Origin of the sequence: Nocardioides sp., assembly GCF_030019515.1 — a bacterium.
GTDB lineage: Bacteria > Actinomycetota > Actinomycetes > Propionibacteriales > Nocardioidaceae > Nocardioides.
The window spans coordinates 363,933-377,997 of sequence record NZ_JASEEQ010000003.1; the positions used below are offsets into that span (position 1 = coordinate 363,933).

A 14,065-nucleotide genomic window follows, 5' to 3' on the forward strand; every position below is an offset into this window, starting at 1 on the left:
ACCGACCCGCCCGGAGGCTCCGGGCGGGTCGGTGGGTCAGGCGCTCAGTCGGTGGACTTCGGCACGTCGCTGCCGCTGTCGGAGTCGTCCGGGCCCTCGGAGGCGGTCGCCTCGCCCGAGGTCACCTCCGCGGTCTCGAACGGCGGCAGGTCGGGCAGGTCGCCGATCTTCTGACCGGAGAACGTGAACGTCGCGGACGGGCCATCGCCCTCCACGTCGACGAGCACGATCTGTCCGGGGCCGACCTCGCCGTACAGCATCTTCTCGGCGAGCACGTCCTCGATCTCGCGCTGGATCGTGCGGCGCAGCGGGCGGGCGCCCAGGACCGGGTCGAAGCCCCGCTCGGCGAGCAGGTTCTTCGCGTTCTGGGTCAGCTCGATCCGCATGTCGCGGTCCTTCATCCGCAGCTCGACCGACGCGATCATGTTGTCGACCATGTGGACGATCTGGTCCTGCGAGAGCGGCGGGAACACGATGATCTCGTCGACCCGGTTGAGGAACTCGGGGCGGAAGTGCTGCTTGAGCTCGTCGGAGACCTTCGCCTTCATCCGGTCGTAGGAACCGGCGTCGCCGCTCTGCTGGAAGCCGAGGTTGATGCCCTTGGCGATGTCGCGGGTGCCGAGGTTGGTCGTCATGATGATCACGGTGTTCTTGAAGTCGACCACCCGGCCCTGCGAGTCGGTCAGGCGACCCTCCTCGAGGATCTGCAGCAGGCTGTTGAAGATGTCCGGGTGCGCCTTCTCGACCTCGTCGAAGAGCACCACCGAGAACGGCTTGCGGCGCACCTTCTCGGTGAGCTGGCCGCCCTCCTCGTAGCCGACGTAGCCCGGAGGCGATCCGAACAGCCGCGAGACGGTGTGCTTCTCGCCGAACTCCGACATGTCGAGCTGGATCAGCGCGTCCTCGTCGCCGAAGAGGAACTCCGCGAGCGTCTTGGACAGCCAGGTCTTGCCGACCCCGGACGGGCCCGCGAAGATGAACGACCCGCCGGGACGCTTCGGGTCCTTCAGGCCGGCGCGGGTACGCCGGATGGCGCGGCTGAGCGCCTTGACGGCCTCCTCCTGGCCGATGACGCGCTTGTGCAGCTCGTCCTCCATCTTGAGCAGCCGGGTCGACTCCTCCTCGGAGAGCTTCACGATCGGGATGCCGGTCGCCACGGCGAGCACCTCGGCGATCAGCTCCTCATCGACCTCGGCGACCTCGTCCATGTCGCCGGCACGCCACTGCTTCTCGCGCTCGGACTTCTTGAGGATCAGCTGCTTCTCCTCGTCGCGCAGCCGCGCGGCGGCCTCGAAGTCCTGGCCGTCGATCGCGGCCTCCTTGCGCTGGCGCACCTCGCCGATCTTGTCGTCGTACTCGCGCAGGTCGGCGGGCGCCGTCATCCGGCGGATCCGCAGCCGCGAGCCGGCCTCGTCGATCAGGTCGATCGCCTTGTCGGGCAGGAACCGGTCGGAGATGTAGCGGTCGGCGAGGGTCGCCGCCGAGACCAGCGCCTCGTCGGTGATCGTGACGCGGTGGTGGGCCTCGTAGCGGTCGCGCAGCCCCTTGAGCATCTCGATCGTGTGCGCGATCGACGGCTCGGCCACCTGGATCGGCTGGAAGCGGCGCTCCAGCGCGGCGTCCTTCTCGAGGTACTTGCGGTACTCGTCGAGGGTGGTCGCGCCGATGGTCTGCAGCTCGCCGCGGGCCAGCATCGGCTTGAGGATGCTGGCCGCGTCGATCGCGCCCTCGGCCGCGCCGGCGCCGACGAGGGTGTGGATCTCGTCGATGAACAGCACGATGTCGCCGCGGGTGCGGATCTCCTTGAGCACCTTCTTCAGGCGCTCCTCGAAGTCACCGCGGTAGCGCGACCCGGCGACCAGGGCGCCCAGGTCGAGGGTGTAGATCTGCTTGTCCTTGAGCGTCTCGGGCACGTTGCCCTTGACGATGTCCTGGGCCAGGCCCTCGACGATGGTGGTCTTGCCGACGCCGGGCTCGCCGATGAGGACCGGGTTGTTCTTGGTACGTCGGGACAGGATCTGCATGACCCGCTCGATCTCCTGCTCCCGGCCGATGACCGGGTCCAGCTTGCCCTCGCGGGCGTCCTGGGTGAGGTTGCGACCGAACTGGTCGAGCACCAGCGAGGAGGACGGCGCGTCGCCGCCCGAGGCGCCGGTGGCCGCTGCCGATCCCGCGGACTCCTTGCCCTGGAAGCCCGAGAGCAGCTGGATGACCTGCTGGCGCACCCGGTTGAGGTCCGCGCCGAGCTTCTGCAGCACCTGGGCCGCGACACCCTCGCCCTCGCGGATCAGGCCGAGCAGGATGTGCTCGGTGCCGATGTAGGAGTGGCCGAGCTGGAGCGCCTCGCGCAGCGACAGCTCGAGCACCTTCTTGGCGCGCGGCGTGAACGGGATGTGCCCGCTCGGCGCCTGCTGGCCCTGGCCGATGATCTCCTCGACCTGGGCGCGGACCGCCTCGAGGGAGATGTCCAGGCTCTCGAGGGCCTTCGCGGCCACGCCCTCGCCCTCGTGGATGAGGCCGAGCAGGATGTGCTCGGTGCCGATGTAGTTGTGGGAGAGCATGCGGGCCTCTTCCTGGGCCAGCACGACCACCCGGCGGGCTCGGTCAGTGAACCGCTCGAACATGCGCATCTCTCCTACAAGCTTGTGGGGCCCTCCTCCCCGTCGTGGTGGAGGGGAGGTACGAGACAACTAACCCCGCTGACAGCCTACGCGTTCCCACGACGAGGCCCAGACAGTCCGCTGAGAGCGAACACCACGGCAAAATCGCCGCTGGCCCGCCCGGAATCCGGGCGGGCCAGCGGGTCGTACGGTCTAGTGAGCGCGGTCGTAGGCCTCGCGCACCTCGGCGGAGACCCGGCCCCGGTCGGGTACGTCGTGCCCGTTCGAGCGGGCCCAGTCGCGGATCTCCCTGGCGCTGGGGCCGTTGCTCGCGGCTGCGGCGCGGCGGCCCCGACGCGGGGCGGCACCGACCTTGCGGCCGTGGCCGATGTAGCCCGAGAGCACGTCGCGCAGCGCCGCGGCGTTCTTGTCGTTGAGGTCGATCTCGTAGGTGGTGCCGTCCAAGCCGAACGTCACCGTCTCGGTCGCCTCGCTGCCGTCGAGATCGTCCACGAGAACGATGTTGACCTTCTGCGCCATCTGCTGCCCTCTCGATAAACCGGTCTAAATCAGATTCCCCCGTGGGAAATCATTGTGCCACAACCGAGACAAGGCAAACATCGGGGATTTCCGATGGGATATCCGTCACGTGGCGGAAATGACATCGCCTCGGAATTCTTTGCGGCGACGATGCCGAGATCGCCTGCGGCCGATATCAGGCGTTGCGCTCGAAGACCAATTCGAGGCCGCGCAGCGTCAACCAGGGCGCGTGGTGGGTGAAGCAGCGGCATTCGTCGAGCACGACCGGCGCCAGGTAGCCGGTCGCGATGACCCGGACGGTTGCGGCGTCGACGCCGAGCTCGCCGATCATCCGGTCGACAATTCCCTCGACCTGTGCGGCGACCCCGAAGACCATTCCGGACTGCAGCGCCTCGACGGTGTTCTTCGCGATCACCGAGCGTGGCCGCAGCAATTCGACCTTCCGCAGCTGCGCGCCCCGGTGGCCGAGCGCCTCCAGCGAGAGCTCGATTCCGGGCGAGATCGCGCCGCCGACGTACTGGCCCTGCGCGCTGACGACGTCGAATGTCGTCGCGGTGCCGCCGAAGTCGACCACGATCGCCGGGCCGCCGTACTCCTGGACGGCGGCCAGCGCGTTGATGATCCGGTCGGTGCCGACCTCGCGCGGGTTGTCCATCAGCACCGGGACGCCGGTGCGCACCCCGGGCTCGACGACGACGTGCGGCACCTGCGGGAAGTGCCGGGTGAGCATCTCGCGCCACTCGTGCAGCACGGCCGGCACCGTCGCACAGACCGCGATGCCGTCGATCTCGTCGAGGGCCGCCCCGAGCAGCCCGCGCAGCAGCACCGACCACTCGTCGGCGGTGTTGCGCTCGTCGGTGGCCACCCGCCAGTCGGCGAGCACGCTGCCCCCGGAGACCAGGCCGAGGATCGTGTGGCTGTTGCCGATGTCGGCGCAGAGCAGCGGCACGGTTCAGCTCCCGCTGCCGGACGAGAGGTCCAGACCGAGGTCGAAGACCTTGACCGAGTGGGTGAGCGCGCCCACCGAGATGAAGTCGACGCCGGTCTCGGCCACCTCGCGGGCCCGCTCGAGGGTGAGTCCGCCCGACGCCTCGAGCGTCGCCCGGCCGGCGGTCAGGCGCACCGCCTCGGCCATCGTGTCCGTGTCCATGTTGTCGAGCAGGATCTCGGTGCAGCCGGCGTCGAGCAGCTGGCGCAGCTCGTCGAGGCCGGTGACCTCCACCTCCACGCGCAGGCCGGGGTAGGCCCTGCGGACCGCGTCGTACGCCGGCACCACGCCACCGGCGGCGACCACGTGGTTGTCCTTGACCATCGCGCGGTCGCCGAGGCTGAACCGGTGGTTGACCCCGCCGCCGCAGCGCACGGCGTACTTCTGCAGTGCCCGGAAGGTGGGCAGCGTCTTGCGGGTGTCGAGCACCCGGGCGCGGGTTCCGGCGAGCGCGTCCACCCAGTGCGCGGTCGCGGTCGCGACGCCCGAGAGGTGGCTGGCGTAGTTGAGCGCGGTGCGCTCGGCGGTGAGCAGCCCGCGGGTCGGGCCGGCGACCCGCATCACGACGTCACCGGGCGCGACCCGGGTGCCGTCGGGCAGGCGGTCGGTGACCTCCACGGTGTCGCCCATGACCTCGTGGAAGACCAGTGCCGCGATCCCGAGCCCCGCGACCACGCCCGCCTCGCGGGCGGCCAGCACCCCGCTGCCGCGGGCGTCCGCGGCGATCGTCGCGACCGAGGTGACGTCGCCCTCCGCGAGCCCGCCGGGCAGGTCCTCGGCCAGCGCCTGCTCGACCTGGGCCCGGATCGCCTCCGGGTCGAGGCCGGCGGCGCGGAGCTCCTCGTCGTACGGTGTCACGGCTCGTCCCGGTCGGTCGGCGGCGCGGGGACGAGCTGCAGCGTGCTGGCGCCGTCCGCCATCACGACGTCGAAGTGCCCGGCGAACCCGGCGTCGTCGCGGTCGGGGAAGTCCTCGCGCCAGTGCGAGCCACGGGTCTCCTCGCGGAGTGCGGCGGCGTCGGCGAGGGCCACGGCGATCGTGACCAGGTTCGTGGTCTCCCACGAGTCCTGGTCGATCACCTCGGCGCTCTGCCCGGCGAGCTTGTCGAGCATCCCGGCGGCGTCGGCCAGTCCGGCGGCGCTGCGCAGCACCCCGACCCGGCTGGTCATCACGTCCTGGAGCTCGCGACGGGCGCCACCCGGCACCAGCCCCGGGGTCCGGGCGTCGTCGGCCGGCGGGGTGAGCGGGCGCAGCTCGCCCGGCAGGACCTGGGCGATCCGGCGGGAGAAGACCAGGCCCTCCAGCAGCGAGTTGGAGGCGAGCCGGTTGGCGCCGTGCACGCCGGAGCACGCGACCTCCCCGGTGGCGTAGAGGCCGGGCACCGAGGAGCGCCCCCACAGGTCGGTGCGCACGCCGCCCGACGCGTAGTGGCAGGCCGGCGCGACCGGGATCAGCTCGGTGACCGGGTCGACCCCGTGGCTGCGCGTCGTGGCCAGGATGGTCGGGAAGCGGCGCTCCCACAGGTCGGCGCCCAGGTGGCGCGCGTCGAGCCACATGTGCGGTCGGCCGGTCTCGTTCATCCGCCGGGTGATCGCCTTGGCCACCACGTCCCGCGGGGCGAGGTCGGCGAGCTCGTGGACGCCCAGCATGAAGCGGTTGCCGCCCTCCTCGGGCAGCGCGTCGACGAGGAACGCGCCCTCGCCGCGCACGGCCTCCGAGATCAGCGGCTGCTGGCCGATCGAGTCCGGGCCGAGGTACATGACCGTGGGGTGGAACTGCACGAACTCCAGGTCGCGGAGCACCGCACCGGCGCGCAGCGCGACGGCCATGCCGTCGCCGGTCGACACCGCCGGGTTGGTGGTCTGGGAGAACACCTGGCCGAGCCCGCCGCTGGCCAGCACCACGGCCCGGCAGTGCACGGCGCCCACGCCGTCGCGCTGACCCTCGCCCATCACGTGCAGGGTGAGCCCGGCGACCCCGCCGTCGTCGGCGAGGAGCAGGTCGACCGCCAGCGCGTGCTGGATGACCTCGATCTCCGGGGCCTGCTCGATCGCGGCGATCAGGGCGCGCTGGATCTCGGCCCCCGTGGCGTCGCCGCCCGCGTGCGCGATCCGGTCGCGGTGGTGGCCCCCCTCGCGGGTCAGGGACAGCTCGCCGTTCGGGTCGTGGTCGAAGTTCGTGCCGAGCGCGATCAGCTCGCGCACCGCGTCCGGGCCCTCGGTGACCAGGGCGTGCACGGCGTCGCGGTCGCAGGCGCCGGCGCCCGCGACGAGGGTGTCGAGCTCGTGCTCCGCCGGCGTGTCACCCGGGCCGAGGGCGGCGGCGATGCCGCCCTGCGCCCACTGCGTCGAGCCGGCGGCCAGCACGTCCTTGGTGACGACCAGGACGGTGCCGACCTCCTCGCGCAGCCGCAGCGCGGCGGTCAGCCCCGCGATGCCCGAGCCGACGACGACGACGTCGGCCGTGGTCGTCCACCCGGGCTCGGGTGCGACCAGCCGGCCGGGGACCCGGCGTACGGGCGCGTCGATGTCCGCGGGCTGGCCCGGGACGCCCTCGTCGGGCGCTTCCTGATCCGCCGCTGCCTCGTCGGGCACTCCCTCATCGGGCTCATCGGGCACAGAGGCAGGCTAGCGCTCGGCCGGACGGTCGCCGCGCAGCAGTCCGGATCCGGCCGGTGCGTCCGCGGGGTCGCTCCCGGTGCTCACGACCTTGTTGGCCGCGTCGACGAAGACCACGTGCGGCTCGAACCCCTTGGCCTCGACGTCCTCCATCTGCCCGTAGGCGATCAGGATCACCAGGTCGCCTGGGTGCACCAGCCGGGCGGCGGCGCCGTTGATGCCGATCACCCCCGACCCGCGCTCGCCGGCGATCGTGTAGGTCTCCAGGCGCGCGCCGTTGCTGATGTCGACGATGTGCACCAGCTCACCGGGCAGCAGGTCGGCGGCGTCGAGGAGGTCCTCGTCGACGGTCACGGAGCCGACGTAGTGCAGGTCGGCCTGGGTCACCGTCGCCCGGTGGATCTTGCTCTTCATCATGGTGCGCAGCATCAGCTGTCCTTCCGTGGCTCGAGCACGAGCGGGAGGTTGTCGATCAGGCGGGTGTCGCCGACGCGGGCGGCGACGAGGATCCGCGCCGGCGCCCCGGGCGGTACGACGGCGGGCAGCTCGGCCAGGTCGGGGTCGGTGATCACCAGGTAGTCCAGGTCGACTCCCGGCGCCGCCCGCAGCTCGGCGCGCGCCTCGTCGAGCGCGACCTCGGCGCCGTACTCCGCACCCTGCTGCGCCGCGAACAGCGCCCTGCTCAGCGCGACGGCCTGCTGCCGCTGCTCGGGGTCGAGGTAGCGGTTGCGGCTGGAGAGCGCGAGGCCGTCGTCCTCGCGGACCGTCTCCGCGCCGACGATCCCGACGCCGAGGTTGAGGTCGAGCACCATCCGCCGGATCAGCGTCAGCTGCTGGTAGTCCTTCTGGCCGAAGACCGCGACGTCGGGCCGCACCAGGCCGAGGAGCTTGGCCACGACGGTGAGCACCCCACCGAAGTGGCCGGGCCGGACCTTGCCCTCGAGGACCTCGCCGAGCGGGCCCGGGTGCACGGTCACCTGCGGGGGCCCCCCGGGATAGACCTCGTCGACGCTGGGCGCGAAGACGACGTCGACGCCCTCGCGCGCGCAGAGCTCGAGGTCCGCCTCGAGCGTGCGCGGGTAGCGGTCGAGGTCCTCGTTCGCGCCGAACTGCAGCGGGTTGACGAAGACCGAGGCGACGACCGGACCACTGTGCCCGGCCCGGCCGACCCGCTCCCGCGCGGCGCGGAGCAGGCTGGCGTGACCCTCGTGGAGGGCACCCATCGTGGGCACGAGGCCCACCTGCTCACCGCCGGCGCGGGCGGCGGTGAGCAGCGTGACGAGCTCCTCGCGGGTGTGCGCGAGGACGGGCGCGGCGCTCATCGACGGGGCGTGGCCGTCCTGGGCGCGGACTGCTCGGCCTGCTCCAGCGCCCGCTGGATCGCAGCCGCGCGGATCGGCAGCACCCGGCCGTCGGTCACCACGCGGTCGAGGGTGTCGCGCGCGAGGGCGACGTACGACGGCAGCGTGTGCGGCGCGTTGGCCGCGATGTCGGCGAGGTGGACGCGGACGGTGTTGACGTCGCCGCGCACGATCGGCCCGGTCAGGGCGCTGTCACCCTGCTCGAGCGCGTTGTCGAGCGCCGCGGTCAGCAGCGGGCGGAGCGTCGCGGCCGGGTGGTCGCAGCCGGCGGCGGCGAGCAGCTCCATCGCCTGGCTCACCAGCGTGACCAGGTGGTTGGCACCGTGGGCGAGACCGCCGTGGTAGAGGGTGCGCATCTCCTCGGGCACCCAGGTCGGCCGGCCCCGGAGGTCGGCGACCAGGCCCTCGGTGAACGCCCGCTCGGACGGCTCGGCGGTCAGCCCGTAGACGCAGCCGGGCAGCCGGTCGAGGTCCAGCGCGGTGCCGGTGAAGGTCATCGCGGGGTGCATCGCGACCGTGCGGGCGCCGAGGCGGGCTGCCGGCTCGAGCACGCCGAGGCCGTGGCGGCCCGAGGTGTGCACGACGTACTGCCCGGGCCGGATGGCGCCGCTGTCGCTCAGCACGGTGACGACGTTGGGGAGCATGTCGTCGGGGACCGTCAGCAGCAGCAGGTCGCAGGAGCGCGCCACGTCGGTGGGCTTCGCGGTGCGGGCGTCCGGCAGCAGGTCGGCGATCCGGGAGCGGGAGGCGTCGGACTCGCCGGCGGCGGCGACCACGTCGTGGCCGGCGGCCTGGAGAGCGGCGGCCACGACGGCGCCGACCCGGCCGGCGCCGATCACTCCCACGCGCAGGCGCGGGTCCCGGGAGGGGTGGGTCATGAGTCGAACCTTTCGTTCCAGTCCCTCCGACCACCCGTCTGCCGCGATCGGCGGCGTGGCGGGCCGGTGTGGGTACCGGACGGTGTGCTCGTCTGTGGATGAAGCCTGTCAGGGAAGGGTGTTCCCCGATACGACGAATCTACGCGCTGGGCCAGACGCGTGAAACCGGCGCGGGACGTGACCTACCCGACACGGGCAGCCGCCGAGTCGGCGCATCTTGCCCGCTCGGGGACGTCGAGTCGGCGCATCTTGCCCGCTCGGGGACGTCGAGTCGGCGCGTCTTGCCCACGTCGTGCTCGAGTGCTGTGGACAAGGCGGGCAGTTTGCGCCGAGTCGGCGTCAACCGACCTGGAGCGGGCGCGGGGCGTGCGGGAGCCAGTCGCGGGTGACGTGGTCGACGATGTGGATGCCCGCGGGCGCGGTGATCTCGTGCACGCCGGGCGGCACCCGGCCCTCCTTGAGGGCGTGGAAGACCTCCCACTCGCGGCGCTTGCGGCGGTTGCGCCAGCTGGTCGCGAACGACTCCGGGTCGGTCCAGTGCGCGAACTCCTCGCCGTCGAGGTACTTCAGCTCGACGCACAGGCCGTGCGGTAGGCCGATCGAGCGGACGCCGACGGGGGTGGTGCGGATCTCCCACTCGAACGCCTTCGTGTAGACGAAGTCGGGCCCGATCGGGAACCCCCACTCCTCGGCGTTGCGCCAGCCGAGGTCGAGGTAGCCCTTGGCGTCGCTCTCCAGGTAGAGCCCGTGCCGGGGCACCCGGATGATCGACTGCACGTCGCCGACCTGCCAGCCGAGGTCGGCGATCGACACCTCGCCCTCGGTGGTGAGCACCATGTCGCCGTCCCACTTCCAGGAGTAGCGGGTGGTGACCTGCGCGAAGCACCAGTTGTAGAAGTACGCCAGCGAGTGCACCGACAGCTCGTGCTGAGCCAGGTGCTCGGCGCCGGCGCGCGCGACCGAGAAGGGGTACGACGTCACCGTCAGCCGGTCCGCCCGGCCGGCGCGCTCGGCGGTCTCGCGGGCGACGTCCGGGGTGCCGTCGTCCGAGCCGTTGTCGACGAGCAGCACGAAGTCACAGGCCCGCAGCAGCGGCGGCAGCACGAACGGCAGCGACGGCGCCTCGTTCTTCACCCGGAGCACGGCGGTCGAGCCGGGTCGGAGCCCGCCGGGCCGCAGCCACGGCCAGGTGATGTCGAAGTCGGTGTGGCCCTCCAGGTTGGCGAGCCCGGTGGCACCGAGGTGAGCGGTCACCGGCTCCGGCCCATTGCCTTGCGCAGGCCGCGTCGCACCGGCGCCGGGATCGCGGCGCGCACGCCGTGCGGGATCCGGTCGGCCGGGTCCGCCGGCGCGGCCGCCGCGGGCTTCGCCCCGCCCCCGCCACCCTTGAGCTGCTTGCGGAGCCGCTGCTCGGCCGCGACGACCGAGGACCGCGAGACGGCCTCGGCCTCCTCGTAGAGCTCGACGTAGCTCTCGCGCAGCTGGTCGAGCGCGTCGTGCACCGCCGGGGTGTCCCCGTCGGGCTCGGCGAGCTTGTTCAGCTCCTCCCACGTCTGCGCCGTGAGCTCGTGCAGTCGCGGCGGGAGCGCCAGGTCCTCCAGCGTCTGGGTCATCCGCCGCAGGCTGGGGTCGACGAACCGGTGCCCGTTGCGGATCGCCTCGCTCTTGGCGTGCATCACGTGCTCGAGGCCGAGCCGCTCGCCGGCCTGCATGACCACCCGGGTCCAGTCGTCGAGGAGGTCGGCGTACCGCACGAAGACGCGGCCGCCGTCGGCGACCGACTCGCGGGTCGCGCGCTCGGTGTGCAGCAGCATGTTCAGCCAGGAGGCGGCGAGGTGGGCCGAGCCGAGCCGGTTCTTGTAGTAGGTCTGCTTGCTGCCGACCACCTCGGCGGGCGGCCGCAGCATCGTCGCGAAGACCGGCGTCGCGCCGGTGCGGACGGCCGCCACCCGCCACAGCGACAGGAACCAGCTCAGCCGCGGGTCCTTGACGACCAGCTCGGGGTTGACGGCGAAGTGCCCAGCGAGCCACTCGGCCGTCCGGATCCGCTCCGGCTCGCGCGTGGAGACCCGCCCGGTCTCGAACCACGCGTCGGGGCGCGCGTCGCTGACCTGGACCCCGGCCTCCTTGAGCAGGCGGTCGTGGTGCTCGACCACCCAGGCCGGCTCGCCGAAGCCCTTCGGGTTCGTCTCGTCGGCGACCACCTCGGGCTGCGGGACGTGCAGGCCCATGATCTGCATCAGCCCGGCCATGGTGCTGGTGCCGCTGCGGCCCGCGCCCGCCACGAACAGCACCTTGCGCGCGTAGTCGGCGGGGTCGACGTCGCTGGGGTCGGCGGGCACGGGCTGGTCGCTCACGGAACGGGAGCCTAACGCTCAGTACGGTGAGGCCATGAAGTTCGGGCGCCGGCGACCGCTGGTCAGCGTGGTCGTGCCGGTGTACGACGTCGCGGCGTACCTGCCCGAGGCCCTCGACAGCGTCCTCGCGCAGACCCACCGGAACCTCGAGGTCGTGGTCGTCGACGACGGCTCACCGGACGCCTCCGGCGCGATCGCCGACGGGTACGCCGCCCGCGACCCCCGGGTCCGCGTGGTGCACACCGGGAACCACGGCCTGGGGGCGGCCCGCAACGAGGGGATCCGGCACGCGACCGGCGACCTGCTCGCGTTCGCCGACTCCGACGACGTCGTGCCTCGCGACGCCTACGCGGTCCTGGTGCAGCACCTGGAGCGCACCGGCTCCGACTTCGTGACCGGCTCGGTCGCCCGCTGGGAGGCCGGCGTCCTCACCGAGCTCGCGTGGATGCGCCGGCTGCACCGGGACCGCGGCGCGTTCGGCCTCGAGGAGCACCCCGAGCTGCTCGGCGACGTCTTCGCCTGGAACAAGGTGTTCCGCCGATCCTTCTGGGACCGGGTCGGACTGGCCTGGCCCGAGGGCATCCGCTACGAGGACCAGCCCACGACCACCCGGGCGTTCGTGGCGGCGGACCGGTTCGGGGTGGTGCCCGAGGTCGTCTACCACTGGCGGATCCGCCACGACGGCAGCTCGATCACCCAGCAGCGCGCGTCGCTCGCCGACCTGCGGGACCGGTGGGAGACCAAGCGGATGGCACTCGCGAGCGTCGCCGCACTCGGGTCGGAGCAGGTCGGCGCGGTCTTCCACGACCGGGTGCTCGCCGGTGACCTGCACCGCTACTTCGCCGAGATCCCGGACTGCCCCGACGAGTGGTGGGACCTGCTCGTGGCGGGCGTGCGCGAGTTCTGGGGGGACCGCTCGCTGGTCCACTCCGGGCTGCCCCCGGTGCACCGGCTGACCGGCTGGCTGGTGGAGCAGGACCGGCGCGAGGAGGCCGAGCTCGTGATGCGGTACGTCGCAGCCCTCGGGGCGCCGGTGCCGCAGGTGGACTCGCCGCGCGGGCCGCGGATCGACGTACCGGGCATCGACCCGGCCACCGTCGACCCCGCGGCCCTCGCGCTGCGGGACTTCGAGGTCCGGGCCTGAGGTTTGCCCAGGCGCGGGCTGAGGAGCTGGGAGAAGACCTACGAGAGCGGCAACGTTCTCTGCCCGCACACGCGATACCGCAAGGGCTCTCCCAAGTGGCAGATCGCCCTCGCGGGCGGCTGCTGACCAGCGAGACGTCACTGACCGGGGTAGCGTCACGCGCGTGATGGCGCTCGTCGACGGCGTGGCTCAGTGCTACGTCGACAACGACTGGATCTGCGGACGCTACTGGACCGACTACCGCCCCGAGCTGACCGACGCGACCGTCGAGCACCTCTGGATCACCGTCGTCTCCGTGGTCGCAGGCCTGGTCGTCGCCGTGCCGCTCGCGCTGCTCGCTCGCCGCAACGCGACGGTCGAGTCGGCCGTTGTCGGAGCCACGACGATCATCTACACGATCCCGTCCCTCGCGCTGTTCTCGTTGCTGCTGCCGTTGACGGGGCTCTCCCCCACCACGGTCATCATCGGGCTCGGCCTCTACTCGCTGACGATCCTGGTGCGCAACGTGCTCGCCGGCCTGCAGGGGGTGCCCGACGAGATCCGGGAGGCCGCCCGCGGCATCGGATACTCCCCCACGCAGCTGCTCCTGCGCGTCGAGCTCCCACTCGCGCTGCCCGTGATCGTCGCCGGGCTCCGCATCGCGACGGTGTCGACCGTCGCGCTGGCGACGATCGGGTCGATCGTGTCCTACGGAGGGCTCGGCAACCTCCTGCTGCTGGCCGTCGGCAACCAGTTCAAGGCGCAGATCTTCGCTGCCAGCGTGCTGTGCGTGGCCCTCGCCGGCGTCCTCGACCTCGCCCTGGTCGTCCTTCAGCAACTGCTCACCCCCTGGACCCGCCATGCTCGGTGACGTCTTCTCGTACCTGACGGACGGGTCGAACTGGTCCGGCTCGACCGGCATCGCCGCCTTCGGGGCCCAGCAGCTCCTGCTGACCGTGACCTCGCTCGTGATCGCGGTCGTCGTGGGTCTGCCACCCGCGCTCTACCTCGGGCACCGCGGGCGGGGTGGCTTCCTCGCCATCAACATCTCGAACGTGGGGCGGGCGGTGCCGGTGTTCGCCGTGCTGCTCGTCCTCGCGCTCGGCCCGATCGGCTCCGAGGAGTTCGGCCCGTTCGGGCGTGCCGGGCTCGCCACGCTCGTCGCACTGGTGCTGTTCGCTCTCCCGCCCATCATCACGAACGCCTACGTCGCGGTGGCCGAGGTGGACCCGGGCGTCGTGGAGGCAGCGCGCGGGATGGGAATGAGCGGCACGAGGGTGTTCGGCTCGGTCGAGCTGCCGCTGGCGATGCCGGTGGTGCTCACCGGCGTCCGGCTCGCCCTGGTGCAGGTCTGGGCGACCGCGACGATCGCGGCCCTCGTGGCCGGTCCTGGGCTGGGTCGGGTGATCACCCGGGGCTTCGCCAACCACCGCACCTACGAGGTCGTGGCGGGCGCAGTGCTCGTCGCGGTCGGCGCACTGGTGCTCGAGCTCGTCGCCGTGCTGGTCCAGCGCTACGCCGACCCGATGCGCCGGGCGTCCCGGGAGATCGCCCGATCCGCGCCCTGACCACGGGCCCGCCGGCGTCACCGGTTCGTGAC

At 72.2% G+C, this 14,065-nt stretch carries 13 protein-coding genes; 3 read left to right on the forward strand and 10 right to left on the reverse strand.

Translation table 11 applies throughout. The annotated features are described in order from the left end of the window. Window positions 1-44: 44 nt before the first annotated feature. The 10 genes from QMC84_RS06535 to QMC84_RS06580 all read right to left on the reverse strand — a co-directional run bounded on the left by QMC84_RS06535 (window position 45) and on the right by QMC84_RS06580 (window position 11,342). The gene (locus QMC84_RS06535) at window positions 45-2,624 is read right to left on the reverse strand and encodes an ATP-dependent Clp protease ATP-binding subunit (RefSeq protein WP_300373040.1); all 2,580 of its coding nucleotides are present in this window, start codon (window positions 2,622-2,624) and stop codon (window positions 45-47) included. Window positions 2,625-2,813: 189 nt separating this feature from the next. Further along, a complete protein-coding gene (locus QMC84_RS06540) occupies window positions 2,814-3,140 on the reverse strand; it encodes an Lsr2 family protein (protein WP_300373042.1) in 327 nt (108 codons plus the stop codon). Between the two features lie 175 nt (window positions 3,141-3,315). Beyond that, window positions 3,316-4,089 (reverse strand): type III pantothenate kinase, encoded by a 774-nt coding sequence (locus tag QMC84_RS06545; RefSeq protein WP_300373044.1) that lies wholly within the window; start codon window positions 4,087-4,089, stop codon window positions 3,316-3,318. Window positions 4,090-4,092: 3 nt separating this feature from the next. After that, window positions 4,093-4,986, reverse strand: coding sequence for a carboxylating nicotinate-nucleotide diphosphorylase (gene nadC / locus QMC84_RS06550; protein WP_300373046.1), 894 nt, complete (start codon window positions 4,984-4,986; stop codon window positions 4,093-4,095). Then, window positions 4,983-6,746, reverse strand: a complete 1,764-nt coding sequence (locus tag QMC84_RS06555) for an L-aspartate oxidase (RefSeq protein ID WP_300373048.1) — start codon at window positions 6,744-6,746, stop codon at window positions 4,983-4,985. Before QMC84_RS06555 ends, nadC begins: the two co-directional genes overlap by 4 nt. 9 nt (window positions 6,747-6,755) lie before the next feature. After that, entirely contained in the window at window positions 6,756-7,175 is a 420-nt protein-coding gene (gene panD, locus QMC84_RS06560) for an aspartate 1-decarboxylase (RefSeq protein ID WP_300373050.1), read from the reverse strand. Continuing rightward, the gene (gene panC / locus QMC84_RS06565) at window positions 7,175-8,068 is read right to left on the reverse strand and encodes a pantoate--beta-alanine ligase (protein WP_300373052.1); all 894 of its coding nucleotides are present in this window, start codon (window positions 8,066-8,068) and stop codon (window positions 7,175-7,177) included. Before panC ends, panD begins: the two co-directional genes overlap by 1 nt. Further along, window positions 8,065-8,985, reverse strand: coding sequence for a DUF2520 domain-containing protein (locus tag QMC84_RS06570; RefSeq protein ID WP_300373054.1), 921 nt, complete (start codon window positions 8,983-8,985; stop codon window positions 8,065-8,067). Before QMC84_RS06570 ends, panC begins: the two co-directional genes overlap by 4 nt. 339 nt (window positions 8,986-9,324) lie before the next feature. Continuing rightward, window positions 9,325-10,239 (reverse strand): hypothetical protein, encoded by a 915-nt coding sequence (locus QMC84_RS06575; protein WP_300373056.1) that lies wholly within the window; start codon window positions 10,237-10,239, stop codon window positions 9,325-9,327. Further along, a complete protein-coding gene (locus tag QMC84_RS06580) occupies window positions 10,236-11,342 on the reverse strand; it encodes a sulfotransferase family protein (protein ID WP_300373058.1) in 1,107 nt (368 codons plus the stop codon). Before QMC84_RS06580 ends, QMC84_RS06575 begins: the two co-directional genes overlap by 4 nt. 34 nt (window positions 11,343-11,376) lie before the next feature. Here QMC84_RS06580 and QMC84_RS06585 point away from each other — a divergent pair, with 34 nt between their 5' ends. From QMC84_RS06585 to QMC84_RS06595, 3 genes are all read left to right on the forward strand, one after another. After that, window positions 11,377-12,486, forward strand: coding sequence for a glycosyltransferase family 2 protein (locus QMC84_RS06585; RefSeq protein WP_300373060.1), 1,110 nt, complete (start codon window positions 11,377-11,379; stop codon window positions 12,484-12,486). Window positions 12,487-12,652: 166 nt separating this feature from the next. Then, the gene (locus QMC84_RS06590) at window positions 12,653-13,336 is read left to right on the forward strand and encodes an ABC transporter permease subunit (protein WP_300373108.1); all 684 of its coding nucleotides are present in this window, start codon (window positions 12,653-12,655) and stop codon (window positions 13,334-13,336) included. Then, window positions 13,326-14,033, forward strand: coding sequence for an ABC transporter permease subunit (locus QMC84_RS06595; RefSeq protein WP_300373062.1), 708 nt, complete (start codon window positions 13,326-13,328; stop codon window positions 14,031-14,033). Before QMC84_RS06590 ends, QMC84_RS06595 begins: the two co-directional genes overlap by 11 nt. Window positions 14,034-14,065 lie beyond the last annotated feature (32 nt).